This is a genomic window from Rhodococcus sp. PSBB066 (assembly GCF_017068255.1).
GTDB lineage: Bacteria > Actinomycetota > Actinomycetes > Mycobacteriales > Mycobacteriaceae > Rhodococcus > Rhodococcus aetherivorans.
On sequence record NZ_CP070859.1, the window covers coordinates 5,044,087 to 5,069,826 of the forward strand.

Annotated in this window: 22 protein-coding genes; 8 read left to right on the forward strand and 14 right to left on the reverse strand. The window is 71.2% G+C overall.

Going from position 1 to position 25,740, the window contains the following annotated elements:
- Positions 1-39: 39 nt before the first annotated feature.
- The 3 genes from JYA75_RS22860 (at position 40) to lhgO (ending at position 3,822) form a co-directional block, all read left to right on the forward strand.
- Positions 40-1,293, forward strand: a complete 1,254-nt coding sequence (locus tag JYA75_RS22860; RefSeq protein ID WP_203329409.1) for an aromatic acid/H+ symport family MFS transporter — start codon at positions 40-42, stop codon at positions 1,291-1,293.
- Positions 1,294-1,332: 39 nt separating this feature from the next.
- Positions 1,333-2,529, forward strand: coding sequence for an FAD-dependent monooxygenase (locus JYA75_RS22865; RefSeq protein WP_029542596.1), 1,197 nt, complete (start codon positions 1,333-1,335; stop codon positions 2,527-2,529).
- Between the two features lie 87 nt (positions 2,530-2,616).
- Positions 2,617-3,822, forward strand: a complete 1,206-nt coding sequence (gene lhgO, locus JYA75_RS22870) for an L-2-hydroxyglutarate oxidase (protein ID WP_006939111.1) — start codon at positions 2,617-2,619, stop codon at positions 3,820-3,822.
- Positions 3,823-3,826: 4 nt separating this feature from the next.
- On the opposite strand, the gene JYA75_RS22875 is transcribed toward lhgO, so the two are convergent.
- The gene (locus JYA75_RS22875; protein ID WP_006939113.1) at positions 3,827-4,534 is read right to left on the reverse strand and encodes a gamma-glutamyl-gamma-aminobutyrate hydrolase family protein; all 708 of its coding nucleotides are present in this window, start codon (positions 4,532-4,534) and stop codon (positions 3,827-3,829) included.
- 159 nt (positions 4,535-4,693) lie between these two features.
- On the opposite strand from JYA75_RS22875, the gene JYA75_RS22880 reads away from it, so the two are divergent.
- The 5 genes from JYA75_RS22880 to JYA75_RS22900 all read left to right on the forward strand — a co-directional run bounded on the left by JYA75_RS22880 (position 4,694) and on the right by JYA75_RS22900 (position 8,802).
- Positions 4,694-5,347 carry an NAD(P)H-binding protein gene (locus JYA75_RS22880; RefSeq protein ID WP_203329410.1) on the forward strand — a complete coding sequence of 218 codons (654 nt, stop codon included), beginning with the start codon at positions 4,694-4,696 and terminating at the stop codon, positions 5,345-5,347.
- A gap of 82 nt (positions 5,348-5,429) precedes the next feature.
- Positions 5,430-5,957, forward strand: a complete 528-nt coding sequence (locus JYA75_RS22885; RefSeq protein ID WP_203329411.1) for a flavodoxin domain-containing protein — start codon at positions 5,430-5,432, stop codon at positions 5,955-5,957.
- Complete coding sequence (locus JYA75_RS22890) at positions 5,954-6,802, forward strand: alpha/beta hydrolase (RefSeq protein WP_006939118.1); 849 nt, start codon at positions 5,954-5,956, stop codon at positions 6,800-6,802. The genes JYA75_RS22885 and JYA75_RS22890 overlap by 4 nt, the downstream gene beginning before the upstream one ends.
- Positions 6,803-6,841: 39 nt before the next feature.
- Complete coding sequence (locus tag JYA75_RS22895) at positions 6,842-7,372, forward strand: flavodoxin domain-containing protein (RefSeq protein WP_006939119.1); 531 nt, start codon at positions 6,842-6,844, stop codon at positions 7,370-7,372.
- A 407-nt stretch (positions 7,373-7,779) separates the two neighbouring features.
- The gene (locus JYA75_RS22900; protein ID WP_006939120.1) at positions 7,780-8,802 is read left to right on the forward strand and encodes an alpha/beta hydrolase family protein; all 1,023 of its coding nucleotides are present in this window, start codon (positions 7,780-7,782) and stop codon (positions 8,800-8,802) included.
- Between the two features lie 64 nt (positions 8,803-8,866).
- Here JYA75_RS22900 and JYA75_RS22905 read toward each other — a convergent pair whose 3' ends face one another.
- From JYA75_RS22905 to JYA75_RS22965, 13 genes are all read right to left on the reverse strand, one after another.
- Positions 8,867-10,777 carry an FAD-dependent monooxygenase gene (locus JYA75_RS22905; RefSeq protein ID WP_203329412.1) on the reverse strand — a complete coding sequence of 637 codons (1,911 nt, stop codon included), beginning with the start codon at positions 10,775-10,777 and terminating at the stop codon, positions 8,867-8,869.
- A gap of 3 nt (positions 10,778-10,780) precedes the next feature.
- Positions 10,781-12,121 (reverse strand): MFS transporter, encoded by a 1,341-nt coding sequence (locus JYA75_RS22910; RefSeq protein WP_006939122.1) that lies wholly within the window; start codon positions 12,119-12,121, stop codon positions 10,781-10,783.
- A gap of 135 nt (positions 12,122-12,256) precedes the next feature.
- Positions 12,257-13,192: a LysR family transcriptional regulator gene (locus JYA75_RS22915; protein ID WP_006939123.1), complete on the reverse strand. Its 936-nt coding sequence runs from the start codon at positions 13,190-13,192 to the stop codon at positions 12,257-12,259.
- 235 nt (positions 13,193-13,427) lie between these two features.
- Positions 13,428-14,753: an MFS transporter gene (locus JYA75_RS22920; RefSeq protein ID WP_006939125.1), complete on the reverse strand. Its 1,326-nt coding sequence runs from the start codon at positions 14,751-14,753 to the stop codon at positions 13,428-13,430.
- Between the two features lie 51 nt (positions 14,754-14,804).
- The gene (locus JYA75_RS22925) at positions 14,805-16,265 is read right to left on the reverse strand and encodes a benzaldehyde dehydrogenase (RefSeq protein WP_006939126.1); all 1,461 of its coding nucleotides are present in this window, start codon (positions 16,263-16,265) and stop codon (positions 14,805-14,807) included.
- 317 nt (positions 16,266-16,582) lie between these two features.
- Positions 16,583-17,722, reverse strand: coding sequence for a CaiB/BaiF CoA-transferase family protein (locus tag JYA75_RS22930; RefSeq protein WP_168579400.1), 1,140 nt, complete (start codon positions 17,720-17,722; stop codon positions 16,583-16,585).
- A gap of 31 nt (positions 17,723-17,753) precedes the next feature.
- Positions 17,754-18,935, reverse strand: coding sequence for an enolase C-terminal domain-like protein (locus JYA75_RS22935; RefSeq protein WP_006939130.1), 1,182 nt, complete (start codon positions 18,933-18,935; stop codon positions 17,754-17,756).
- Positions 18,932-20,185, reverse strand: a complete 1,254-nt coding sequence (locus JYA75_RS22940; protein WP_203329413.1) for a CoA transferase — start codon at positions 20,183-20,185, stop codon at positions 18,932-18,934. The genes JYA75_RS22935 and JYA75_RS22940 overlap by 4 nt, the downstream gene beginning before the upstream one ends.
- Positions 20,182-21,369, reverse strand: a complete 1,188-nt coding sequence (locus tag JYA75_RS22945) for an acyl-CoA dehydrogenase family protein (RefSeq protein WP_050034903.1) — start codon at positions 21,367-21,369, stop codon at positions 20,182-20,184. Before JYA75_RS22945 ends, JYA75_RS22940 begins: the two co-directional genes overlap by 4 nt.
- Before the next feature lie 180 nt (positions 21,370-21,549).
- The gene (locus tag JYA75_RS22950; protein WP_006939143.1) at positions 21,550-22,473 is read right to left on the reverse strand and encodes a LysR substrate-binding domain-containing protein; all 924 of its coding nucleotides are present in this window, start codon (positions 22,471-22,473) and stop codon (positions 21,550-21,552) included.
- 43 nt (positions 22,474-22,516) lie between these two features.
- Complete coding sequence (locus tag JYA75_RS22955; protein WP_029542573.1) at positions 22,517-23,449, reverse strand: hypothetical protein; 933 nt, start codon at positions 23,447-23,449, stop codon at positions 22,517-22,519.
- Between the two features lie 12 nt (positions 23,450-23,461).
- Positions 23,462-24,085, reverse strand: coding sequence for a hypothetical protein (locus tag JYA75_RS22960; RefSeq protein ID WP_050034902.1), 624 nt, complete (start codon positions 24,083-24,085; stop codon positions 23,462-23,464).
- The gene (locus JYA75_RS22965; RefSeq protein WP_203329414.1) at positions 24,082-25,737 is read right to left on the reverse strand and encodes an ATP-binding domain-containing protein; all 1,656 of its coding nucleotides are present in this window, start codon (positions 25,735-25,737) and stop codon (positions 24,082-24,084) included. Before JYA75_RS22965 ends, JYA75_RS22960 begins: the two co-directional genes overlap by 4 nt.
- Positions 25,738-25,740 lie beyond the last annotated feature (3 nt).

Consider the following 25,740-nt stretch of genomic DNA (forward strand, 5'->3'; position numbering starts at 1 on the left):
TTTATTGCACCGGAGCGTGGGGCGCATCACGGTAGAGCCATGCACAGTTCCCCCGGCGTCGACGCCGCCCCCGGCGAACGCACGATCGTCCTGAATCGCGGCACGGCGCTCGCCGTGATCGTCTGCTGGCTGTTTGTCGTCTTCGACGGCTACGACCTCATCGTCTACGGCAACGTCATCTCCAGCCTCCAGGACGAGTGGGGCATCAGCTCCGCGACCGCCGGAACCCTCGGCAGCCTCGCGTTCCTCGGCATGATGATCGGTGCGGTGCTCGCCGGGCGCCTGTCCGACGCGATCGGCCGCAAGCAGGCCGTCATCGGCTGCGTGGTGGTGCTGTCGGTGTTCACCACGCTCTGCGCCTTCGCCACCGGTCCGTTCATGTTCGGCGCCATGCGGCTGATCGCCGGACTCGGCCTCGGCGGCCTGGTACCGACGTCGAACGCCCTGGCCGCCGAACTCGTTCCGCGGCGGTGGCGCGCCGCCGTCGCGACGATGATGATGTCCGGCGTGCCGATCGGCGGATCCATCGCGGCCCTGCTCGGCATCCCGGTCATCCCGAACTGGGGCTGGCGCCCGATGTTCCTGTTCGCTCTCGTGCCCCTGTTCGTCCTCGTGCCGTTGGCGCTGAAGTACCTGCCCAACACCCATTCCAAGACGGACGCCCCGGCCGGCGGCGGCTTCCGCGAACTGCTCGGCTCGAGGTTCCGGACCATCAGCATCATGTTCGCCCTGGTCACCGTGGTGACGCTGCTCGCCTGGTACGGCCTGGGCACGTGGCTGCCGAAGCTCATGCAGAACACGGGCACCGACCTCGGCAGCGCCCTGACCTTCGCGCTGGCGCTGAACCTCGGCGCGGTGGCCGGCTCGTTCATCACCGCGTGGGGCGGCGTGCGGTTCGGCACCGTGCCCACCAGCATCGTCGCGGCGTTCGTCGCCGGCGTGGCTCTGCTCGCCCTGCTGCTCTCCCCACCCACCGCGGTGGTGTACGCGATCTTCGTGCTCGCCGGCGTGGGCACCCACGGAACGCAGTGCCTCATCATCGCGGCGGTGGCCTCCTACTACCCCGACCATCTGCGCGGCACCGCGCTCGGCTGGGCGCTCGGCGTCGGCCGGATCGGGGCCGTGGCCGCCCCGCAGATCGGCGGCTGGCTGCTCGCCGCCGGACTGGGCGCGAACTCGAACTTCATCCTCTTCGCCGTGAGCGCGCTGATCGCCTCGCTGTTGCTGACCGTCGTGTGGAAGCGCTTCCCCGTCAGCGACGACGCACCGCGCGGCCCGATCATGGCCCACTGATCCATTCGTCATATCGATCTACCGACCACAAGGAGTGTCATGTCCGATCTGAAGGACGCGCGGGTTCTCATCGCCGGCGGCGGCATCGGCGGAGTCGCCAACGCCCTCGCCCTCGCCCTCAGGGGAGCCGAGGTCACGCTGTTCGAGCGCGCTTCGGAGTTCGGCGAAGTGGGCGCCGGACTGCAGATCGGCCCGCACGGCTCCCGCATCCTCCAGGCGCTCGGCGTCTACGACGAGGTCATCTCCAAGGGTGTCCTGCCGAAGAACCTCGTCTTCCGCGACGCCGTCACCGCCGAGATCCTCACCAAGGTCGACCTCGGCCACGACTACCAGCAGCACTACGGCGGCGTGTACTTCGTCGTCCACCGCTCCGATCTGCACGCGGTGCTCGTCGACGCCGCCCGCCGGGCCGGCGCCGACCTGCGCACCGACGCCCCCGTGAACGACGTCGTCACCGAAGGCGACAAGGTCCGCGTCATCCTCGAGAACGGTGAGGAGCACGTCGGCGACATCGCTCTCGGCATGGACGGCCTGCACTCGCGGCTGCGCCCGAAGCTGTCCGACGACAAGCCGGTCGGCTCCGGATACGTCGCCTTCCGCGGCACGTTCCCGATGAACGAGGTCCCGCTCGAGGAAGAGATCGAGGACGTCGTCGGCTACATCGGCCCGCGCTGCCACTTCATCCAGTACCCGCTGCGCCAGGGCGAGATGCTGAACCAGGTTGCCGTCTTCCAGTCGCCCGCATTCCTGCGCGGTGAAGAGAAGTGGGGCAGCCCGGACGAACTCGCGCACGCCTACGACCACTGCCACGAGAGCGTCCAGACCGCGCTGAAGTACCTGTGGACCGACCGCTGGTGGCCGATGTTCGACCGCAACCCGATCGACAACTGGGTCGACGGCCGCATGATCCTGCTCGGCGACGCCGCGCACCCGCCGCTGCAGTACCTCGCCTCCGGCGCCGTCATGGCGCTCGAGGACGCCAAGTGCCTGGCCGACTACGCCGCCGAGGACTACCAGGGCGACAACGCCAACTGGCCGAAGATCCTGCGCGACGTCAACGCCGAGCGCGCACCGCGCTGCAACCGCATCCTCACCACCGGCCGCATGTGGGGCGACCTCTGGCACCTCGACGGTGCCGGCCGCGAGGCCCGCAACGAGCTGTTCCGCATCCGCGACACGTCGAGCTACAAGTACACCGACTGGCTGTGGGGCTACAGCTCCGACCGCAACCGCTGAGCCACCGGGCGTGTGGCCGAATGTCACACGCGTTCGATCCAAGCGAACCCGTGTGACATTCGGCCGCCGGCTCGTAGGCTGGCGCGCATGGGTTCGCTGCGGGCCGCCGTCGTGGGCGGGGGGATCATCGGCGCCGCCACCGCGCGGAAGCTGGCGATGCACGGGGCCGACGTCACCCTCTTCGAGAAGGAACCCCGGCTCGCCGCGCACCAGACCGGCCACAACAGCGGGGTGGTGCACGCCGGGCTGTACTACCCGCCCGGCAGCCTCAAGGCGCGCCTGTGCCGGCGCGGGGTGCAGTTGCTCGCCGAGTTCACCGCCGCCCGCGGCCTGCCGTACGAGGAGTGCGGCAAGCTCGTCGTCGCGCTCGACGACAGCGAACTCGACCGTCTCGACGCCATCCACGACCGCGCCGTCGCCAACGGGGTGCCGGGAATCCGCCGGATCGGGCCCGACGAGATCACCGACATCGAGCCGCACGCGCGCGGCATCGCCGCCCTGCACTCCCCGCACACCGCCATCGTCGACTACGTCGCGGTGACCACCGCTCTCGCCGACGATGTCACCGCGGCGGGCGGCACCGTCCGGCTCGCCACGCCCGTCACGGCGATCCGCTCCCTCGGTGACGAGGTGCTCGTCGGCACCGACACCGGCACCGACGGCTTCGACCTGGTGATCACGTGCGCGGGCCTGCAGTCGGATCGGCTCGCCCACGGCGCCGGGGACCTCGCGACACCCGCGATCGTGCCGTTCCTCGGCGACTACCACCTGCTGCGGCCCGAGGCGGCCGGGCGAGTGCGCGGACTGATCTATCCGGTACCCGATCCGCGGTACCCGTTCCTCGGCGTGCACCTGACCAAACGGATCGACGGCGCGATCATGGTCGGGCCCAACGCGTTCCTGGCGCCGGGCCGCGAGGCGTACCGCCGCCGGTCGGGGTCGCTGCGGGACCTGCGCGACGCCCTCGTCTTCCCCGGATTCCGCCGCTTCGCCGTCCGCAACGTCCCGGCCGCGACGCGCGAGCTGCGCACGGCCGTGAGCATCCGGCGGTTCGTCGCCGAGGCCGCGAAGTACGTGCCCGGGTTGACCGTCGCCGACGTGCTCCCCGGACCCCGGGGGATCCGCGCGCAGGCCATGGAGGCCGACGGCTCGCTCGTCGACGACTTCGTCATCACCGGGCACGGGCGCGTGGTCCACCTGCGCAACGCCCCCTCCCCCGGCGCGACGTCGTCGATGGCGATCGCCGAGCACCTCGTCGGCGCGGCGCTCGAGCGGGCCGGTCTGCAGGCCTGAGCGCTCACACGACGTACGTCTCGAGCCACCGCTTCATCACGGCCGCCGCGTGCGCGACGGTCTCGGGCTGTACCGAGCGCAGTTCGGCGGCGACGGCGTCGGCGGACCCGGGCCCGAGGGCCGCCTCGAGCGACGCCCGGTACTCGTCGATCGCGAGCCAGCCACCGAGTTGGTCGGCGTCGGCCTCGAGATGGAACTGCACGCCGTAACTGCTGCCGTGCCGGAACACCTGGTTCGGGTAGGCCCGCGACGACGCGAGCAGGGTGGCGCCCGGCGGCAGGTCGAAGGTGTCGGCGTGCCACTGCAGCACCGGGAAGGTGGACGGCAGCTCGCCCCACACCGGGTCGGCGGCCGAGGCGTGCGCGAGTTCCACCTCCCCCACGCCGACCTCCGGGACGGGGCCGGTGTAGACGTCGGCGCCGAGGGCCGCGGCGAGCAGCTGCGCGCCGAGACACACCCCCCACACCGGAATGCCGGCGGCGACGGCGGACCGCAGGTACGCGATCTCCTCCCCCAGCCACGGCAGCGTCGCGGCGTCGGCGACGCCCATCGGGCCGCCCATGACGACGACGGCGGCGTAGTCGAGCGCCGTGGGCACCGGGTCGCGCCCGAGCCGGACGGTGCGCACCTGCGCGTACTGCTCGAGCACCGGCAGATACGCGGCGGGGCCCTCGCATTCGACGTGGCGGAGTTCCAGGACGACAGGGTTCATCGCCCCAGCATGCCCGCTGTACGTTGCACCTCGGGTGCCCGGGGCGTGAACGTTCGGTGAGCGAACGTCGCCGACCGGTGCTCCCCCACGGACCACCGCCGCCATGGTGCGATGGTGGGAGGCGGCCCGACGGGCGGGCCGGCGACGGAAGGATTCGACATGGCACGGATCGTGATCATCGGCGGCCACGGGAAGGTGGCACTGCACCTCGAGCGGCTGCTCGCCGACGCCGGCGACGAGGTGACCGCGGTGATCCGCAACCCCGACCACGCCGACGACGTGCGCGCCGCGGGCGCGACCCCCGTCGTGGCCGACGTCGAGCACCTCGGCGTCGACGAACTCGTGTCGCTGCTGTCCGGTCACGACGCCGTGGTGTGGTCGGCCGGCGCGGGCGGCGGCAATCCGCAGCGCACGTACGCCGTGGACCGCGACGCGGCGATCGCCTCGATGACCGCGGCCGAGCGCGCGGGGGTTCGCCGCTACGTCATGGTGTCGTACTTCGGGGCCGGCCCGGACCACGGCGTGCCCGAGGACAACGGCTTCCATCCGTACGCCGAGGCGAAGGCGGCCGCGGACGCGCACCTGCGCGGCACCGATCTGGACTGGACGATCCTGGGCCCGAGCCTGCTGACCCTGGATTCGCCGACGGGCCGGATCGAGACCGGCCCGGACGCCGGCAAGGGGCAGGTCTCGCGGGCGGACGTGGCGGCGGTCGCGGCGGCGGTGCTGCACCGGCCCGCGACGGTGCGGCGCACCATCGAGTTCAACAACGGGGACACCCCGATCGAGGAGGCCCTCGACGCACTCGGCTGAGCAGCGCTTGACGGGTGACGCCGGCGGGGCCGATGGTGGAACGGGCCGGCAGGAGCACAGCTCGACGACAGGGGTATCCGCCATGAAGGTTCTCGTTGCATACGCCAGCCGGCACGGCGCCACCGCCGGGATCGCGGAGCGGATCGCCGAGGTGATCCGGACCGAGGGGCACGTGGTGGACACTCTGGAACTGCCGGCTCCGGCGTCGGTGGGCGACTACGACGCGTGCGTCGTCGGCAGTTCCGCCTACCTGGGGCACTGGGAGAAGCCGGCGAGCGCGTTCGTGCGCGAGCACCGCGACGGACTCGTCGCCCGCCCGGTCTGGCTGTTCACCAGCGGACCGCTCGGCACCGACGAGGTCGACGAACAGGGACAGAACGTGCGGGAGAGCGCGGCACCGCAGGAACTCTCGGAGCTGACCGACGCGGTCGCGCCACGGGAGCATCACGTGTTCTTCGGCGCCCTCGACCCGAAGACGCTCGGTGTCGGAGCGCGGTTGATGCGCAAGCTGCCCGCCGGACGAAAGCTCTTGCCCGAAGGCGATTTCCGGGACTGGCAGGAGATCGAGGACTGGGCGAGGGGCATCGCACGGACGCTGGACGCGGCGTGATCGCAGCGCAGGAGGGCACCTGGAACTCGGGCATGCCCTACCTGCGCGCCGGTACGGGTCCGCCCCTGCTGTTCATGCCCGGCCTGTCGAACCACCACCGGCCACCCCGCGGCTTCGACCGCCGCACCCAGCTGGGACAGATCGCGCCCTGGACGACGACGCGACGCGTGTGGTGGGTGAACCGCCGGCCGGGCCTGCAGCCGGGGACCACCATGGCGGATCTCGCCCGCGACTACGCGGAGGCAATGCCCGACCACTTCCCCGGCCCGGTCGACGTCCTCGGTGTCTCGACCGGCGGCAGCGTCGCGCTCCAGCTGGCTCTCGACCACCCGGCGCTGGTGCGCAGGTTGGTGCTCGTGGCGTCGGCGCACCGCCTCGGCCCGGGCCGCGAGGTGCAGCGACGGGCCGCGGCCGCCGTGCGCGAGGGGCATCCGCGACGGGCGATGGCGGAGCTCGCGGCGACGACGGGGGCGCGATGGTGGTCGCGCAGGCTGCTGTGGACGCTGGGATGGCTTCTCGAGCCGTCGGGTGCCCGGCACGGGTACGACGATTTCCTCGCCGTGGCCGAGGCCGAGGACCGCTTCGACGTGACCGCCCGGCTACCCGAGGTGTCGTGTCCGGTGCTCGTGGTCGGCGGCGACCGGGACGGCTTCTACGGCGCGGCGCTGTTCCGGGAGGCTGCGGCGGCCGTGCCGCGGGGCCGGGCGCTCGTCCATCCCGGGGTGGGCCACCTGGGCGTGATAACGGGTGAGCGGAGCGTGAGAGACGCTTCGAGCTTTCTCGACACTCCCGACGCGCCGGACTTTCCGGGGAACTGGCGGGCACCCTCCGGCACAGCCGGATAATCGTCGCGTCATCGGGACAGGTCGGCGGAGGGAGCTCACGTGAAGGTACTGGTGGCGTACACGACGGCATACGGGGCGGCCCGCGGCGTGGCCGAACGGATCGCACAGCGGCTCACCGAAGCCGGGCACGACGCGGACCTGCGGGATCTGGCCGAGCCGGTCGATCCGTCGGACTACGCCGCGATCGTGCTCGGCAGCTCGGTGCACAACGGGCAGTGGCTCGCTCCCGCCGCTCGTTTCGCGGATCTGCACCGCGCGCTCCTCGCCGGGAAGCCCGCGTGGCTGTTCTCGGTGCAGACCATCGGTGCGACGAGCGCGATGATCTCCGCGCGGCTGGCCGGGTGGGTGCGGCCGAAGCTGAAGGAGCCGAAGGTGGCGGCGGCGCTGCGGGCGACGGCGAACGTGCGCGAGTACCGGGCCTTCGCCGGGGCGATCGAGCCGGAGCAGTGGCCGGGGCCTCTGGGCCGGGTGGTGTTCCGCCTGACCGGCGGCCGGTACGGCGATCACCGGGACTGGGCCGACATCGACGCCTTCGCCGCCCGGATCGTCCGGAATATCGACCGGCCGTAGCCGGGAATTCACATTTCGGGCCGACCGCGCGAATCGCACATAATTCCGAATCCCCGCGACCCGGCCGCGGTCCGAACAATATGCTCGCCCATATATCTGCAGATTTCCCCCGGCCCTGACCGGCGGAAATACCGAATATCAAATAAAAAGGGTAATCGGTACCCGAATTTCCTGCGACTCAACCACACTCGTGTTACACATGAAAAGTCCGCCCGAACAAACAGAATGAAGGAGCTTTCATGTCAAGCCTCCAAGATTTGCTCGGTTCAATCGAGCTCGGTGACCTGCTCGAACTTATCCTGGATCTGCTCAGCTGACCGTCCGACGCACAAGAGCCCGCACATGCCCCGTGCGGGCTCTTGTGCGTCGTAGCATCGAAGGATCTCGTCCCGACCGAAGGTGATCCCATGCGCCGTCCGAGACCGTTCCGTCGAGTGACGGCAGTCGTCGCGGCGACGCTGACGGCCGCCGCGCTCGCCGTGGCCGCACCCGCGGCGGCACAGCCGGCCCCGAGCGCCGACGGTTCGTACCTCGAGCGCAGCGAGGACAACAGCCCTCGGCAGCGCACCCTGCACGTGTACTCGGCGTCGATGAGCCGCGTGATTCCGGTGGCTGTGCTGCTGCCGCGCGACACGAGCACCCCACGCCCGGTGCTGTACCTGCTCGCCGGCGCCGGCGGCGGCGACGGCGGCACCCTCACCTGGCTCGACCGCACCGACGTGGCCGACTTCTTCGCCGACAAGGACGTCAACGTGGTGCTGCCGCTCGAAGGCGCGTTCAGCTACTACACCGACTGGAAGCAGGACGACCCGGTCCTCGGCCGGAACCGGTGGACGACCTTCCTCACCCGCGAGCTGCCGCCGATCGTCAACGCGGCTCTCGGCACCACCGGGGCTAATGCCATTGCGGGACTGTCGATGTCGGGGACTTCTGTGCTGAGTCTCGCGCAATCCGCACCGGGCCTGTACCGCGGTGTCGGCGCCTTCAGTGGCTGTGCCCAGACGAGCACCCGTCCCGGCCGGACCTACGTCGAACTCGTCGTCGAGGCGCGCGGTGGCGGCGACACCGACAACATGTGGGGTCCCGAAGGCGACCCCACATGGGTGGCCAACGACCCCTACGTCAACGCCGAGAAGCTGCGCGGGACGCAGATCTACCTGTCCAACGGCACCGGGTTGCCCGGTCCGTACGACCGGCTCGATCATCCGAACGTCGCCGGCGACCCGGCGAACCTTGCCGAGCAGGTCGTCGTCGGGGGCATCATCGAGGCCGCCACCAACGAATGCACGCATCTGCTGGCCCGGCGGCTCGCCGAGCTCGGCATCCCGGCCACCGTCGACTTCCGGCCCGTGGGCACCCATTCCTGGGGCTACTGGCAGGAGGACCTGCACCGGGCCTGGCCGATGCTCGGCTCCGCCATCGGCGCCTGACCCGCAACGCGCGACGGCACCCCCGTCCGGGATCGCCGGGCGGGGGTGCCGTCGTCGGACGGACTCAGGCCTGTGGGGCCAGTTCCTCGGTGCGCACCGGCGACGTGTCGGTCGCCGCAGCGATGGCCTCTTCGAACTCGCGGTGGCCGGCCTGCGAGCCGAGCTGCAGGGCGAGGCGGACCAGGAAGCCTTCCCGGTCGGACGGGTCCACCTGGTCGAGCGCATCCGACAAACCCAGCCACACGTTCTCGCGGCGCTGCTCGTCGTCGGTGAGCACCTGCGCGGGGCGTGCGGGGACGGCCGGCCCCTCGGGTGCCGTGCCGGCGCGGAGCGCGGCCGCGACGCCGGACAGTTCGGCGACCGGCACCCGGCACAGCAGCAGGCCGTCGGGGCGGATGACGAAGGCCTCGCCCGCGGTCGCGCCGAGCGCCTCGGCCAGGTCGGGCGCGTCGAGCACCGTGACCCCGTCGGCGGCGGTACCGCCGACGGCAACAGCGCGCACGCTCTCCGGCGCAAGAGCGGCGGCGAGGTCGGAAGTGGCCGCGGCGAGGGCGGCACTGCCGTCGGCGTCGAGGCCGAAGCCCACGACGGCGAAGCCGGTGCCGCGAACCACGTTGAGCGACGACGCGGTGCTGCCGTCGGCGGTGACGACCCGCACGCGGCGGTCCTCGACGGGGTCACCGGGCAGCACCCCGGTCAGGCCCTCCGCGACCGGCCAGGTCAGCGGCGACAGGCGAGCGTGGGTGGCGCTGGACTGGCGCGGGTTGATCAGTTCACCGAACTCGGGGCGGCCCACGGCGAGCGCCAGCACCGCGTCGCGGGTGGTGCGGTACCCGTGGGTTCCCGGGGACATGATGAGCGTGGACTTGCCGGCGTTCGCGACGTTCTGCTCCCACGCGTCGTGCCGCTCGATCGAGTACGCCTGCAGCAGCGCGGCGTCGGCGTTGCCGTGGACGACGGCGGCGAGCTGCCAGGCCAGCGTCTCGGCGTCCTCCATGCCGGAGTTCAGGCCGCGCACGCCGAAGATCGGCACGAGGTGCGCGGCGTCGCCGGCGAAGAGGATGCGGTCGTGGGTGAACTCGCGCAGCGCGAGGGCGCGGGCGCTGTAGAACCCGTGCCACTCGAGCGTCCAGGGCAGGTCGTTCTGCAGCCAGTCGAGGTGCTTGGCGATGCGGGCCCGGATGGCGTCTTCCTGGGTCTCGATCTCCGCGTCCTCGGACGGGTCGAGCTGGTAGTCGATGCGCCAGATGTTCTTCGGCTGCTTGTGCATGATGATCGTCGAGCCGGGGTTGCTCGGCGGATCGAACCAGACCATGCGCTCGGCGGGCAGGTCCGACTCCCAGTGGATGTCGGCGATGACGTAGCGGCCCTCGTAGTTGGTGCCCTCGAGGCGCAGGCCCGCGAGCTCGCGCATGCGGCTGCGGCCGCCGTCGGCGGCGACGACCCACGCGGCGCGCAGGTGGCGCTTGCCGAACGCGGTGTCGACCTCGAGGGTCACCTCGTCGTCGCCGCGGAGGATGCCGGCGATGCTCGCCTGCCAGTGCAGCGTGATGAGCGGGTTCTGCTCGATGGTGTCGACGACGATCTGCTCGTACTCGGACTGCGAGACGTTGATCATCGGCGGCCGCACATCGAACTCGCGCTGCGGCATCCGGAAGTGCAGCACCTGCTGGTCCCGGTAGAAGCTGCGGCCACCGACCCAGGGCAGGACGATCTTCTCGAGCTCGGCACCGAAGCCGAGGCGTGCGGCGGCCTCGAGGCTGTGCCGGGAGATGCAGATGGCGCGGCTGCCGAAGGAGACCTGGTCCGCCGCCTCGAGGATCGTCACGGGGATGCCGCGCTGCGCGAGACCGAGGGCGACGGCCATGCCGACGGGTCCGGCTCCGACGACGACGACGGGCAGCGCCTCGGCGTCGGGCTGCATCGACGGGAAGCCGGATGCGGGGTACTTGGGGGGCTGGTAGTAGGTCGACATGCCTCAGGCCACTTCCTGCTCGGACCGATGGGAGGGCGCCACCGCGACCGACGGGTCGTGGGGGTGGCGCAAAAGGAGGATGCTGATCAGGCTGACGAGCGCGATCAGCACGAAGTACGCGGTGACGGCGAGCGAGGTGCCGAAGGCCGCGAAGAGGGAGGTCGCCACGATGGGGGCGAGGCCGCCGCCGAGGATCGCGCCGATCTGGTAGCCGAGCGACGCGCCGCTGTAGCGGATGTGGGCGGGGAACAGCTCGGCGAACAGGGCGGACTGCGGCCCGGCGCAGGCGCCGAGGACGAAGCCGAGGGCGATCATCGCGACGAGCATCACGGGCAGGATCGCGGTGTCCATCAGCGGGAAGAACAGGGCCGCGACGATCACGAGGGCGATCGAGCTGACGATGTAGACGCGGCGCCGGCCGACGATGTCGGACTTGTAGGCGCTGATCGCCATGCCGGCCATCCAGAACGGGCACGAGGCGATGAGCAGGAACAGCATCGTGGACTTGTCGAAGCCCAGTTCCTTCTCTCCGTACTTGAGGACGTAGACCATGTAGGCGTAGGCGATGCCGTTGGTGGCGACGAAGGTGCCGCCGGCGAGCAGCACGGTCTTCCAGTGCTTGACGAGGACCTCGGCGAGCGGGAGCTTGACGTCCCCGGCCGCGTCCCGGCTCTTCTCGAAGTCGGCGCTCTCCTCGAGCCCGAGCCGGATCCACATGGCGACGCCGACGAGGGCGGCGCTGAGCAGGAACGGCACGCGCCAGCCCCAGTCCGCGAACGCGGCATCGTCGAGGACAGCCGTGAGCGGCAGGAACACGAGGTTGGCGAGGAGGACGCCCGCGGGAACGCCGATCTGGGGTGCGGCGCCGTAGAGGCCGCGCTTGCCCGCGGGCGCGTTCTCGGTGGCGACGAGGACGGCCCCGCCCCATTCGCCGCCCACGCCGAGGCCCTGGACGAAGCGCAGGGCCACCAGCAGGATCGGCGCGGCGACGCCGATGGCGGCGTAGTTGGGCAGCAGACCGATGGCGACGGTCGCGAAGCCCATCAGCAGCAGCGAGGTGACGAGCATCGATTTGCGGCCGACGCGGTCGCCGAAGTGGCCCATGACGATGCCGCCGATGGGGCGGGCCACGAAGCCGACGGCGAGGGTCGCGAAGGCGGCGAGGGTGCCGGCCAGTTCGGACGTGCCGGGGAAGAACTGCGGCCCGAGCACGAGGGCGGCGGCGGTGCCGTAGATGAAGAAGTCGTACCACTCGATCGCGGTGCCGACGAAACTGCCGAGCGCAGCCTTGCGGGCCTTGCGCTGCAGTACCTCCGGCGACGGTGCCGGCGTGGTAATCGTCATGTGTTGCTTGCCTTTCACGATGCGGCCCGCGTCACGGCGGACTGGGCAAGCATGACCCCCATCACAAGCGGTTGAAAAGCGCAACTATTCGTGCTGATACCCCGGAAATTCCGTGGTACTCCGGATCACCGCAGGTCAGGGTCTCGCGGTGGGTGTCCTTCCCGTGGACGCGAAGTGAATGAATGCTCGTGTCACCCGGCTGAGCATCGAGTCCTGATGCCACGCGACGACCACGTCGACGGAGTCGGGAACCGGATCGACGAGCGGCCTGACGACGAGTGGGAGATTCTCGTACGTCACGTCGAGCGGGGGCCGCTGCAGCAGCAGGGTCCACCCCAGGCCGCGACCGACGAAGGCCCGCGCCGTCTCGTAGTTGGAGGTGCGGTAGGCCACGCGCGGCGCGAACCCGGCGCCCCGGCACACCTCCATCGCGTGGTTGCTGCTCGGCGGCGCGTCGAGCAGCACCATCGGGTCGTCGCGCAGATCGGCCAGCCGCACCGGGCCGTCCCCGCCGGCGAGACGGTGGTTCGCGTCGAGCAGCACCGTCGGCTCGCGCGTCATCAGCGTCGCCTTGCGCCACTCCGCGGACAGTTCGAGGTCGTAGACGATCGCGAGGTCGAGCTCGCCGTTGTCGAGCTGGGTGCGCAGCCGGTTCTGGGTGTCTTCCCGGAACTCGACCCGCGCGCGCGGGAAGCGGTGGGTGAATCCGGCGAGCAGCGCGGGCAGCACCGTCGGCCCGAGGGCGGGGTAGCACCCGATGGCGACGGGGCCGGCCACACCGCCGCCCTCCCCCACCGCGTCGGCCTGCAGTTCGCTCGCCTGGTGCAGCAGCACCCGGGCGCGGGCCAGTACCGCCTCCCCCATCGCCGTCAGCTGCACGCCGCGCGCCCGCCGTCGCACGGCCAGCTGCGTCTGGAGCGACTTCTCGAGGTCGGTGAGCGCCGCGGACAGCGCGGACTGTGACAGGTGCAGCCGCTCGGCGGCGCCGGCGATCGTTCCCGTCTCGGCAACCGCGACGAACGCCGCGAGCTGGCGCATGGTGAAGTTGGGCACCGAGTCGGGACGGGTCATGCGGGCAACGGTATCGAGCGGGAGCTTTTTACCCCCAGCGGGAGGTTGTCGCCGGTGCTACTCGACGGATGGCGCAGCGACAGCCCGGTGGTCGCGACAACCTCCCGTTCCCACGGGCCCGCGCCCGTCGCGGTGCTCGGGCGGGCGCAGCAGCAGCACGACGTCCCGCGCGACATCGACTACGCGCGGCGGGGCCGGGCACCTGTGCGGTGCCCGGCCCCGCCGGTGACGCGGATCAGGCGCTCAGGTCGACGTCCTTGCTCTCCTTGACGAACCGGGCGAGGACCACGGCACTCAGGGCGCAGCCGGCGACCAGGTACACGATCACGCTGCCGATGGTGCCGGAGCCGGCGTACAGCGAGGCCACGATGACCGGGGTGAAGCCGGCACCGAGGAGGCTGCCGATCTGGTAGCCGAGGGAGGCGCCGGTGTAGCGGGCGCGGGTGCCGAACTGCTCGGCGAGGAACGCCGGCATGGGGCCGAACGTCAGCGACTGCAGGACCGAGCAGGCGATCACGAAGGCCAGCACGACCAGCAGGAAGTTGCCGGACGAGGCGAGCTGGAACAGCGGCCACGCCAGGACGACCATGCCGACGAAGCCGGTCATCATGACGGGCTTGCGCCCGTAGGTGTCCGACAGCCGGGCGGCGCCCAGGATGCCGAAGATCGCGACGAACTGGCAGATCGCGAAGGCGGTGAGGCCCTGCGACCGGGACACGCCGTTCCCGGCGGCGTAGGTGATCACGAACGTCGAGAACAGGGCCTGGATCACGAACGGCGCGGTGCACACCAGTCCGGCGAGGATCAGGGTGCGCGGCGCGCGCAGGATCGTCACCAGCGGGATGGTCTCCTTGGTCCGGTCCTTCTTCGCCTCGGCGGCGCGCAGCGCCTCCTCGAAGACGGGGCTCTCGGCGATGCGGGCCCGCACGAACAGGCCGACGGCAAGCAGGACGGCCGAGAACAGGAACGGGACGCGCCAGCCCCACGAGAGGAAGTCGTCCTCCGGCAGGAGAGCAGCGAGCGAGAGGGCGACGGTGCCGAGCACGGCGCCGGTGGGGCCACCGGCGTTGGTGAACGCCGCCGCGAAGCCGCGGTTGCGGCCCTTGACGTGCTCGAGCGACATCAGGGCCGCCCCGCCCCACTCGCCGCCGATCGCGACGCCCTGCACCGCACGCAGCAGGATCAGCATCGCGGCGCCCCAGGTGGGTATCGCCGGGACGAGGCCGATCAGGAAGGACGCCACTCCCATGATCGTCATCGACAGCATGAGCATCTTCTTGCGGCCGATGCGATCGCCGAAGTGACCGAAGACGATGCCGCCGAGCGGGCGGGAGATGTAGCCGATGGCGAAGGTCGCGTAGGAGGCGATCAGCGCGAGGCCGGGGCTGAGGTTCGCGAAGAACACGGGGCCGAACACGAGCGAGGAGGCGGTCGCGTACAGGATGAAGTCGTAGAACTCGACGGTGCTCCCGAGGTAGCTCGAGAACACGACGCGACGGATGTCCTTGTTCCGCTGCGCCGGCGCGACGATGGCGGCGGGCTCTGGGTCTGCGAGGGTCATGGTAGGTCCTTACTCTGCGAGGACGATGCTAGATCCGGTCGGCGGGGCCGCTCAGAAGGGGTAGACGGGCACGTCGCGGCTGACGGTGATCCAGCGCGACTCGGTGAACGCCTCGATGCTGTTGGCGGCACCGCCGAATCGGGCGCCGTTGCCCGAGGCGCCGAGACCACCGAACGGGATGTTCGCCTCGTCGCCGACGGTCTGGTCGTTGATGTGGGCGATGCCGGTGGGGATCCGCTCGGCGAGGGCGAGGCCCTTGCCGACGTCGCGGGTGAAGATGCCGAGCGACAGCCCGTACTCGGTGTCGGTGGCCAGGGCCACGGCCTCGTCGAGGGTCGAGAACTTCACGACGGGAGCGACGGGCCCGAACACCTCCCGGGCGTAGGCGGGGGCGCCGGCGGGGACGTCGGCGAGGACGGTGGGCCGGTAGAACAGGCCCTCGTACGTGCCGCCCGCGACGAGGCGGGCGCCGGCGTCCACGGACGCGGTGACCAGAGCGTGGATCTTCTCGAGCTGACCGTGGTCGATGATCGGCCCGAGCGCGACCTGCTCGGTGGCCGGGTCGCCGACGGGCAGCGCCTCGGCCTTGGCGGCGAGCTGCGCGACGTACTCGTCGTAGACGGACTCGTGCACGATGTGCCGGCCGGTGGTCATGCACACCTGGCCCTGGTGCAGGAAGGAACCGGCGGCACCGGCGGCCACCGTGGCGGCCAGGTCGGCGTCGTCGAGGACGACGATCGCGGAGTTGCCGCCGAGTTCGAGGTGGACCTTCTTGAGGTTGCGGGACGCGGCGGCGCCGACGGCGCGGCCGGCCGGGGTGGAGCCGGTGAAGGAGATGACCGGTACCCGCGGATCGTCGACGAGGGCGGCGCCGACGTCGGCGCCGGCGGGCAGCACGGACAGTACCCCGGCGGGCAGGCCGGCCTGTTCGAAGATGCGGGCGAGGGCCACGCCGCCGCAGACGGCGGTACGCGGGTCGGGCTTGAGGATCACGGCGTTGCCGAGGGCGAGCGCCGGCGCGACCGATCGGATGGCGAGGATCAGGGGGAAGTTGAACGGCGCGATGACACCGACGACACCGACGGGCACGCGCTTCGACATGCTCAGGCGCGGTGCCTCGCTGGGCAGGATCTCGCCGAGCGCGTGCGAGGGCAGGGCCGCGCCCTCGAAGCACTCCTGCGCCGCGACGTGCGTCTCGAGCTGGGCCTTGGGGCGCAGGGAGCCGGACTCGCGCATGATCCAGCGCTCGATCTCGTCGGCGTGCCGCTGCCACAGGTCGCCGGCGCGGCGCAGCACGGCGGCGCGTTCGGTGTGCGGGCGGGCCGCCCAGTCGCGCTGGGCCGCGACGGCACGGTCGACGGCGCGTTCGAGGTCGCCCTCATCGGCGAGGCCGACGCTGCCGAGCGTCGCGCCGGTCGCCGGTTCGACGACCTTGATCTCACCGGCGCCGCCGGGGATCCAGTCTCCGACGAAGATCTTTCCCTGCCAGATGGATTCGTCGAGAAGTGCCATCACGAACTCCTTGTGTACGGGTGCCGGACCGGCCGGCGGGCGAAGCGGGGCACGCGGCGGTCGCGGCCGTGAATGAGGGGACCGCCGAGGCGGCCGTGGGTGAGGACCGCCGAGGCGGCCGGACGAGGCGGCTGGACGCTCGCTCGGTGCCGGGGAGCGAGCCCTCCGTTGGCCCCTGAAGTATGGGTCACGTCACAATGGCATGAAAAGCAGAATTAGCCGGTGATATTCCACAGGTCTGCTCAACAATGGCGACATGCAGGACCGCGGGCGGCACCGAAGCCGGTCGCCACCCGCGGATCCGGTGAACCTGCAGGTCAGGGGGTCGACGCGACAGCGTCGAGAATGCCCCACGTGCGCAGGATCTCGGACGGGTCGTCCCGTCCGGGCACGGGAGGCGCGGCCGGCACCCCCGCCGGGGTGCGCGAGAAGCGCGGCGCGGGCGCAGGTTCGGGGTGACCGTCCCGGTACAGGAAGGTGCCCCGTGCGGTGAGGTGCGCGTCGGCGGGCGCCTCGGTCATCGAAAGGATCGGGGCGACACAGGCATCCGTGTCCCGGAAGACTTCCGCCCACTCGTCGCGCGGGCGGGTGGCGAACGCGGCGGCGATCCGCTCGCGCAGCGCCGGCCAGCGCCGGCGGTCCCACTGTCCCGGTAGTTCGCCGTCCGTATCGAGGCCGAGCCCCGCGAGAAGCTGCGCGTAGAAGGGTGGTTCGAGGGCCGCGACCGCGACGTGCCGGCCGTCGGAGGTCTCGTACACGTCGACGAACGGGGCCCCGGAGTCGATGAGGTTGGTGCCGCGCGCGTCGTGCCACGCGCCCCCGGCGAGCATCGAGTACGGGTTGGCCATCAGGTGCGCGACGCCGTCGACGATCGCGGCGTCGACGACCTGGCCGCGCCCGGAGCGCTGCGCCTCCCACAGCGCGGCGAGGATGCCGGACACGAGATACATTGCACCGCCGCCGAAGTCGCCGACCAGGCTGAGCGGCAGCTGCGGGGGTCCGCCGGCCCGGCCGATCGCGTGCAGCGATCCGACCAGGGCCTGATAGGTGGGGTCGTGCCCGGCGCGCTGCGCGAGCGGCCCGTCCTGGCCCCAGCCGGTCATCCGGCCGTACACCAGCTTCGGGTTGCGCGCCCAGCAGTCCTCGGGACCCAGGCCCAGGCGTTCGGTGACGCCGGGCCGGTAACCCTCGATCAGCACGTCGGCCTTCTCGACCAGCGCGAGCACCGTCGCGAGCCCGTCCGGGTCCTTCAGGTCGGCACCGATCATCCGCTTGCCGCGCTGGAGGGTGTCCAGCCGCGGATCGATCGGCATGGTGAACCCGGCGCCGGCACGCTCGACGCGTACGACGTCGGCGCCCTGATCGGCGAGGAACATCGCGGCGAACGGCGCCGGTCCCAGCCCGGCCAGTTCCACGACCTTCAGGCCGGCCAGCGGGCCCGTCCGGTGTTCGGTCATCGTGATCTTCTCCTGCAGGTTCTCGGCGTCGCTAGACGCCGACGAGCTCGCCGACGGTGACGGTCTGCTTGCCCTCGGTGATGTGCGAGGCGATGAACTCCTCGTTCAGTTCGATGCCGAAGCCCGGGCCCTCGTTCGGGTAGAGCTTGCCGTCGGCGAAGATCGGCACGTTCAGGGCGATGTCCTGCGTGATCTTCTGCTCGGCGTTCTCCCACTGGTTGTTGATGATCAGCGGGCCGAGGTTCTCGTGGGTGAACTGCGACGCCCAGTTGTTGGCGATCATCAGGTGCGCCGAGGGGCTGGCCTCGAGGCCCGAGCCGATCATGCAGCCACTCATGACGGCCATGTCGGCGAGGCGCGCCATCGTGAGCCAGCGCTGCGCCTTGAGCAGGCCACCGGCCTTCTGCATCTTGATGAACAGGCCGTCGGCGGCGCGACGTTCGATGATCTCCCGGATGTTGTGCAGCTCCTGCGCCGACTCGTCCGCGAAGATCGGCGTGTCGATGCGGCTGCGCAGGCGCGCCATGCCCTCGATGTCCCAGTGCGGGACGGGCTGCTCGATGCACTCCATGCCGTACCGGTCCAGCCGGCGCATCGTCTTCAGCGCCTGGTCGTAGTTCCAGAAGCCGTTGGCGTCGACCACGATCCGGGCGGAGTCGCCCAGTGCGGCACGGACCTCGCGGACGTTGTCCACGTCGTGGTCGGAGTTGCCGTCGGACTTGAGTTTGATCAGGCAGAAGCCCTTCTCGTGGGCCTGCACGGCCTCGGCGACCACCTGGTCGACCGGGCCGGCGGAGGCGACCCAGCCCTGCACGGAGGCGTCGGCGTTCTTCCCGCCGAGCAGCTGGTACACGGGCACGCCCAGGGCCTTGCCCTTGAGGTCGTGCAGCGCGAAGTCGACGAGGGCCTTGGCCTGGTTGTTGTCGCGGACGAAGGTGTCCATCTGCCCGACGATCTTCTCGATGTTGAGCGGGTCCTGGCCGATCAGGAACGCCGGGGCGATGTGGTTCGCGATCATCGCCGTCATCGATTCCTGGGTCTCGCCCCGGTACCAGGTGGAGGTGTCGCCGCTGTCGCCATAGCCGACGATCCCCTCGTCGGTGTGCAGCTTCAGCACGACGGAATGGATGTGGGTGATCCTGGTCCCCGGCATGAGAAACGGCTTGACCAGCGGTGTGGAAACCGGGATCAGTTCGACCTTGGTGATGATCATGCGACGTGCTCCTGAGCGGAAGAAGGGATGACGGTGGCGCCGGCGTCGGCCAGGGCCGTGAGTTCGGCGGTGTCGAGGCCGGCCTCCCGGAGGATCTCGACGGTGTGCTCGCCGACGAGCGGGGCGCGGCGCTCGACCGCGCCCGGGGTGCGGGAGAGCTTGGCGGGGATGCCGGGGACGGTGACGGCACGGCCGTTGTGCGGGTGCGTGACGGTCGGCAGCATGTCGCGGGCCCGGAAGTGGGGGTCCGCGAAGATGTCCGCGGCGTCGAGGATCGGGCCGAGCGGCACCTTGCCGCCGAGCAGCTCGATGAGTTCGGCGACGGTGCGGGTGCGGGTCCAGGCGTTGACCACCTCGTAGACGGCGTCGCGGTTGAGCCACCGGTCGTGGTCGGTGGCGAACCGCGGGTCGTCGACGAGTTCCGGCTGCCCCATGACGGCGGCGAGCTTGGCCCACTGCGGGTTGTGCGGGGCACCCAGCGCGACGACGCCGTCCTGTGCCTGCACCGTGTCGAACGGCGCGAAGCCCTGCAGCTGGTTGCCGAGCGGGCCGGGGACCCGGCCGGTGTGGCCGTAGGTGTTGACCACGACCTCGGAGATCGCGAGGACGGCGTCGGCCATGGCGACGTCGACGTACTGGCCCTGCCCGGTGCGCTCGGCGTCGCGCAGGGCGGCGAGGATCCCGAAGGCGGCGAACAGGCCCGGAACCGTGTCGCCGACACCGGAACCCACCCGGACGGGGTGCTCGGCGTCGGTACCGGTGATGGACATGAGCCCACCCATGGCCTGCGCGACGATGTCGAAGGCCGGCCAGTCCCGGTAGGGGCTGTGCCCGCCGGTCTTGTCGCCGAATCCGCGGATCGAGGCGTACACCAGGCGGGGATTGCGCGCGGCGAGGGTGTCGTAGTCGAGGCCGAAGCGGTCCATGACGCCGGCGCTGAAGTTCTCGACGAGGATGTCGGCGTCGTCGATCAGGCGCAGCAGCACGTCGCGGGCGTCGGGCTTCTTCAGGTCCAGCACGATCGAGCGCTTGTTGCGGTTGGCCGACTGGAACACTCCGCCGTAGTCGCGGGGCTCGTCGTCGGAGGCGAACGGGCCGGCGTAGCGGAGGAAGTCGCCGCGCGGCGGCTCCACCTTGATCACGTCGGCCCCCTGGTCGGCGAGCAGCGACGTGCAGAACGGCCCGGCGAGGGCCTGGGTCAGGTCGATGACCCGCACCCCGTCGAGGGCGCGGCGCCGGCTGGTTCTCATGCGGTGGCCTCCCGTCCGAGCAGCGCGCGGCCGATGACGACCTTCTGGATCTGCGGGGTGCCCTCGCCGATCTCGAGTCCGGAGACGTCGCGCAGCATGGCCTGCAGCGGCAGTTCCTCGGCGAAGCCGCTGTGGCCGTGGGCGACGATGCAGTCGCGGATCGTCTGCAGCGAGACGTCGGTGGCGTAGAGCTTGGTCATCGCGGCCTCCTTCGTGAAGGGCCTGCCGGCGTCGGCGAGAGAGAGGGCGCGGTAGGTGAGCCAGCGGGCCGCCTCGAGCTTGGTGGCGTTCTCGGCGATCGGGAAGGACACACCCTGGAACGAGGCGACCGGCTTGCCGAACGCCTTGCGGGACTTGACGTAGTCGATGGTGATGTCGAGGGCCTTGCGGGCGACTCCGGTCGACATCAGGCCGATGACCGAACGGGTGTAGTCGAATTCGCTCATGACGAGCCGGAATCCGTTGCCGACGCCACCGATGACGTACTCGTCCGGGACGAAGACGTCGTCGAGGAACACACCGGCCCGGCCGAGCGGCTTCCAGCCGGCGTCCGGGAACTTCTGCATGCTCACGCCGTCGGAGTCGAGGGGCACGAGGAAGGCGGTGACGCCGGATTCCTCCGGGGTGGCGCCGCGGGCCTTGACGAAGGTGATCATCGCCTTGGCGTGCGGGGCGAAGGTGATGGACGTCTTCTCGCCGTTGAGCTTCCAGCCGCCGTCGACCTTCTCGGCCTTGGCGCGCATGGCCATCGCGTCCGAGCCGCTGCCCGGCTCGGTCAGGCCGAGGGCGACGACGTGGCGGCCCTCGACGATGCCGCGCACCCAGTCCTTCGCGACATCGGGGGCGAGGAAGCGCTCGAGCAGCGGGCCGGTGAGGTTGTTCGTGTAGGCGAGCTGGCTGAGGTAGAAGTTCGCGTAGGCCAGTTCCTCGTGGGCGATGCCGAGGTGCGTCTTGGTGAGCACCTCGCCGATGCGGCCCTGACCGCCGTTCTCCTCGGAGACGCCGAGGCCGAGGAGGCCCTGTGCGGCCATCTTCTCGGCGAGGTCCCACGGGAACTCCTCGCGGTGGGCGCGTTCGAGGTAGCTCTCGGCGTGCGGTGCCGCGAACTCGCGGACCCACTGGGCGAACTCCTCGTGTTCCGGCGCGAAGAGGACCGGCGGATGCAGGGCGTCCGTGGCAGACATTATCGATCTCCTCGAAGTGGTTGTGAATCAGCGCTTCTCATCGGAGCCGGGAACGGAACCCGGACCGCGCGCTGCCGATCAGCGCGTCGGAACCCAGTATGTCCGCAGTCACAACCTCAGAAAAGAACAGGAATCTGCTGATCGATATGAGAAATACTCAAGAATGGTCGGCGGCGCCGCTCACAGCGCGCCCACGCGGGCCGTTGCGAACGAGATGAACTCGCGTACCACCCGGCTGAGCACCACGTCGGGACGCCAGGCGATGACCAGCCGCACCGGATCGAGGTCGGGGACGTCGATCGGCAACAGCACGATCTTCAGTCCGCCGTAGGTGCGGTTGAGCTGCGGCTGGTGCAGCATGATCGTCCAGCCCAGGCCCCGGCCGACGTACGCCCGCACGGTCTCGTAGTTCGCCGACCGGTACTCGATCCGGGGCGTGAACCCGGCCCGCGCACACACCTGCATCGCGTGTGTCGACGCCGGCACCGCGTCGAGCAACACCATCGGTTCGTCCCGCACCGAGGCCAGCTCCACCGGGCCGGGCGTGGCCGCCAGCCGGTGCCCCGCCTGCACGACCAGCGCCGGCCGCCTCGTCATCAGCGTGGCGGTGCGCCATGCCGGTGGCAGCTCCAGGTCGTAGGTGATCACCGCGTCCAGCGCCCCGCCCTCGAGCCGCTCGCCCAGCTCGTCGGCCATCGCCTCCCGGAACTCGAGCGACACCCGCGGATGAAGCTCGGTGAACTCGGACAGCAGCGGCGGCAGGATCGTCGGCCCGACCGTCGTGTAACACCCGACGGCGAGCCGGCCGGCGAGTTCGCCGCCCGCCCCGAGCATCTCGTCCTCGATCTCGCTCGCCTGCTGCAGCAGGGCCCGCGCCCGGGCCAGCAGCGACTCCCCCGCCGGCGTGAGGTGCACGCCGTGGGCACGGCGGCGCACGCACAGCTGCGCCGACAGCGCCTTCTCGAGTTCGGTGACCGCCAGCGACACCGCCGACTGCGACACCAGCAGCCGGTCGGCCGCCGCGCTGATCGTCCCGGTCTCGGCGACGGCGACGAAGGCGACCAGTTGCCGCATGGTGAAGGCCGGCGCCCGGTCGCTGCTCATGAATCGATCATATGGGCGGTCCGCGCCGCGCCCGTCGCGGCGGTCAGGCGTCGGGGGCGGTCGTCAGCGGCACGTCGCCGCCCGGCCGCCGGCGGGGCTCCGCGACCCGGTGCAGCCCCCGGCCCAGCTTCCCGACCCCGGTGCTGCCCGCCCCGACGGCCCGGCCGCCGAGGGTGCGGGCGCTGTCGCCGAGGGCACCGCTGACGGCCCGGACCGGGTTGCCCAGCTCCGCCAGGTTCTCGGCCACCGACGGATCCTCGGCCTCGAGGGCGCGCTCCGCGGCGCTGCCGAGCGCCGCCGCGACGTCGTCCAGGTCCGCCCGGAGCCGGGCGATGTCCTTCTTCACCCGGGCGGTCGACAGCCATCGCACCAGCTCGAACGGCTTGAGCGCGGCGTAGCTCGCCAGCCGTGCGCGGGCGCGCAGCAGCAGCCCGACGTCCCGCTCGACGCGCCCGGCGAGCGTCGTGCCGATCGCCGCGCATTCGTGCTCGAGCCGGTCCGGTTCGGTGGTGCGGATCCGCGCGAGCCGCAGCCGCTGCCACAGGTTCAGCGAGTCCTCGACGAGGACGAGTAGCTGCAACGTCTCGCCGAGCCGGTCGGTCTCCACGGCCTGCTGCAGGCAGGCCACCCGGTCCTGCGCCGGAGCGTCGGCGGCGAGCCCGTCGAGCACTTCTCCGGTGTGGGCTCGCAGCCGCCCGGCCCGATCGGCGAGTACGTCGCCGAGGCCGCGCACGGATTCCCAGTCGGTGGCGCGCAGCTGCCCGGTGGCGTCCAGGAGCCCAGCCACCCTGGTCAGCGCGTTGTGGTGGTCGACGGCGTCCCCGCCTCCGGGTGCGCCGACCAGCTCGAAGATCTCCGCGGAGAACTCGTGCACCCGCGCGACGGCGGCCTCGACCGAGACGATCGCGTCCCGCAGGGCGCGGGCGACGGCTTCGTCGGCGGGACCCGGTTCCTCGATGTGCGCGTCGTCGGCCATGGCTCCATGGTGCTACGCGCGCACGACGGGCGCAGCAGGATGCTCCGTGCCGAGCAGGTGACGAATGCCGAAGCCGGTGACCAGGGCGGTCACGAACGCCATCAGCAGGCCGCCGAGCGCCCCGATCGCCACGGTGAGCCACAGCGGCTGGCCGGGCTGCCACAGCGGCGTGCACACCACGAGGAACAGCGTGAGACCGGCCAGCCACGCACCGGCCGTCCACACGATCCAGCGCCCGGCGCGCGGGAGGTGCCGACGCAGCTCGAGCCACTGCGCGACCCCGATCGAACCCAGCAACGCCACGCCGAAGAGGACACCGAGCGCGATCGGGATCGCCACCGGCCACGCGGACCACGTCTCGTAGAAGGTCGAGGGCGACATCCCCAGCAGGTAGGCGCACGCGGCGGCGACACCCGTGCCCAGCACCCAGCGCCGGACCGACATCGCCGGCAGCCGGTGCCGCAGCACCCGCGCCTGCGACCAGCCCAGCACCGATCCCTCGACGACACCGGCCACCATCAGCGCCGGCAACGCCGCGGCACTGTCGAACAGCACGGCCCCGACGACGGCGGGAACGAGGAATCCGACGAACTCCCCCGCCGTCGCCGACACCGTCCAGTCCCGCAGCAGGCTCATCGGCCGATCCCCAGCCGTGCCGCCAGCTCCGGACCGCCGACCTGCCGGACGAAGTCCGGGTCCCCGCACACCACCAGCTGGTCGCGGGCCCGGGACAACCCCACGTACAGGCGCTCGCGCGAGCGCTCCTGGGGCTGCGTCTCGTTCACCGCGAGCACCACCGCCCGGCGCTCGAGTCCCTTGAAGCCGAGGACATGCCCGTAGTAGACCTGTTCGGTGTCCCAGAAGCTGTCCCAGTACGCCGAGTTGCCCTCGGACTGGCGCGCCACCTGCTCCGGGTGCCGGCTGCCCGTCGCGAGCAGCGCGACGTCGCCGGGCCGCCAGCCCTCCTCGAGCAGGGCGTCGATCCGGTCGTCGGCCACGGCGAGCGCCTCGTCGCCGCGGCACGCGACGAACTGCACGTCGGGGCCGTCGCCGCCGAGCAGCCGCATCCGCTGCCCGACGAGCGGGCCGAAGGTCCCCGCGATCTGCCGGGTGTTGCGCAGGTTGTGGTCGAGCACCAGCGGAACCAGCGGCACCGGGGGCCGGCCCTCCCGGTCGAACACCCGCTGCGCCTCGTCGGTGAACACGTAGATGCCGCTGGTCTCCTCGTCGCGCAGGGCGGCCATGATCGGATCCCACCAGGCGTCGGCGAAGTCCTGCGCCTCGTCGACGACGACCGCGTCGAAGCGCTGTCCCTCCGGCAGCGACCGGGCCAGCTCGGTCATCTGGGCGGGCAGGTCGTGTTCCCAGAAGCGCACGGTGTCGGCGGTGCGCAGGGCCTCGTCGGGACCCTCGGCGGCCCCCCACAGCCGGCCGAGGGCGTGGAACTCGCCGACGTATGCGGGCCGCTTCTTCCGGTTCCACGTCGCGGTGATCCGCTGCAGGTACGACGCGAGGCCGTGCGAATAGCAGATCAACGCGATCCGCTGGTGCTGCTCGGCGAGGCGCCGGGCCTGCTCGAGGGCGAGGAACGTCTTGCCTGTGCCGGCGCCGCCGCGCACCTCGACCCGGGTCAGCAGGCGGGTCGCGTCGAGGATGACGGCCTGCTGCTCGGTGAGCCGGTCCGCGGCGTCCTCGTTGGCGACGGCACGCGAAACCACGTCGCGCTGTGGCAGGCCACGGCCCGCGAGCACCTCGGCGAACTGGTCGACGCCGTCGGCGACGAGGGCCGGCCGGTCGAGTTCCTGCTTGTCGAGCACCGCGCGCAGCCGTTCGGCGATGCTGCCGAGGTCGTTGCGGTCGATCACCTTCCAGCGGGGGCACTCGGGCAGGGCGAAGTCGGCGCGGACCTCGGTGTTGGGCAGGACGACGAAGTGGTCCCAGCGCAGCCGGCCCTGCGTCCAGCGGGGGTCGGCCTCGACGTAGCGGCGCAGCGCGTAGCAGGACTGCATCACCTGCCGGACCGGATCGATCGACCGGTCCTTGCCCTGCCGGGCCTGCACCCACTGGAAGCCGTCGTGCCACACCTGGCCGCCCTTGACCTCGAGGCACGCGATGCCGTGGCCCTCGAGGGCTAGGACGAAGTCGATCTCGTGGTCCTTGAGATGGTCGGTGACGCGCAGGCCCGCGGCGACGAGATCACCGTCGCCGAGCTGCCGGACGAGCGCGTCCCAGACGACGCGTTCGGCGTCGTTCGCCAACAGCGGATGCTCGGGTCTGCGGATCGGCATGCG

Coding starts and splice junctions, on each gene's coding strand:
- JYA75_RS22960 (WP_050034902.1), bottom strand. CDS start 24,085: ATGAGCCTGCTGCGGGACTGGACGGTGTCGGCGACGGCGGGGGAGTTC.
- JYA75_RS22945 (WP_050034903.1), bottom strand. CDS start 21,369: ATGTCTGCCACGGACGCCCTGCATCCGCCGGTCCTCTTCGCGCCGGAA.
- JYA75_RS22930 (WP_168579400.1), bottom strand. CDS start 17,722: ATGACCGAACACCGGACGGGCCCGCTGGCCGGCCTGAAGGTCGTGGAA.
- lhgO (WP_006939111.1), top strand. CDS start 2,617: ATGGGTTCGCTGCGGGCCGCCGTCGTGGGCGGGGGGATCATCGGCGCC.
- JYA75_RS22875 (WP_006939113.1), bottom strand. CDS start 4,534: ATGAACCCTGTCGTCCTGGAACTCCGCCACGTCGAATGCGAGGGCCCC.
- JYA75_RS22920 (WP_006939125.1), bottom strand. CDS start 14,753: ATGACCCTCGCAGACCCAGAGCCCGCCGCCATCGTCGCGCCGGCGCAG.
- JYA75_RS22865 (WP_029542596.1), top strand. CDS start 1,333: ATGTCCGATCTGAAGGACGCGCGGGTTCTCATCGCCGGCGGCGGCATC.
- JYA75_RS22950 (WP_006939143.1), bottom strand. CDS start 22,473: ATGAGCAGCGACCGGGCGCCGGCCTTCACCATGCGGCAACTGGTCGCC.
- JYA75_RS22885 (WP_203329411.1), top strand. CDS start 5,430: ATGAAGGTTCTCGTTGCATACGCCAGCCGGCACGGCGCCACCGCCGGG.
- JYA75_RS22900 (WP_006939120.1), top strand. CDS start 7,780: ATGCGCCGTCCGAGACCGTTCCGTCGAGTGACGGCAGTCGTCGCGGCG.
- JYA75_RS22955 (WP_029542573.1), bottom strand. CDS start 23,449: ATGGCCGACGACGCGCACATCGAGGAACCGGGTCCCGCCGACGAAGCC.
- JYA75_RS22940 (WP_203329413.1), bottom strand. CDS start 20,185: ATGAGAACCAGCCGGCGCCGCGCCCTCGACGGGGTGCGGGTCATCGAC.
- JYA75_RS22880 (WP_203329410.1), top strand. CDS start 4,694: ATGGCACGGATCGTGATCATCGGCGGCCACGGGAAGGTGGCACTGCAC.
- JYA75_RS22965 (WP_203329414.1), bottom strand. CDS start 25,737: ATGCCGATCCGCAGACCCGAGCATCCGCTGTTGGCGAACGACGCCGAA.
- JYA75_RS22905 (WP_203329412.1), bottom strand. CDS start 10,777: ATGTCGACCTACTACCAGCCCCCCAAGTACCCCGCATCCGGCTTCCCG.
- JYA75_RS22925 (WP_006939126.1), bottom strand. CDS start 16,265: ATGGCACTTCTCGACGAATCCATCTGGCAGGGAAAGATCTTCGTCGGA.
- JYA75_RS22860 (WP_203329409.1), top strand. CDS start 40: ATGCACAGTTCCCCCGGCGTCGACGCCGCCCCCGGCGAACGCACGATC.
- JYA75_RS22915 (WP_006939123.1), bottom strand. CDS start 13,192: ATGACCCGTCCCGACTCGGTGCCCAACTTCACCATGCGCCAGCTCGCG.
- JYA75_RS22935 (WP_006939130.1), bottom strand. CDS start 18,935: ATGATCATCACCAAGGTCGAACTGATCCCGGTTTCCACACCGCTGGTC.
- JYA75_RS22910 (WP_006939122.1), bottom strand. CDS start 12,121: ATGACGATTACCACGCCGGCACCGTCGCCGGAGGTACTGCAGCGCAAG.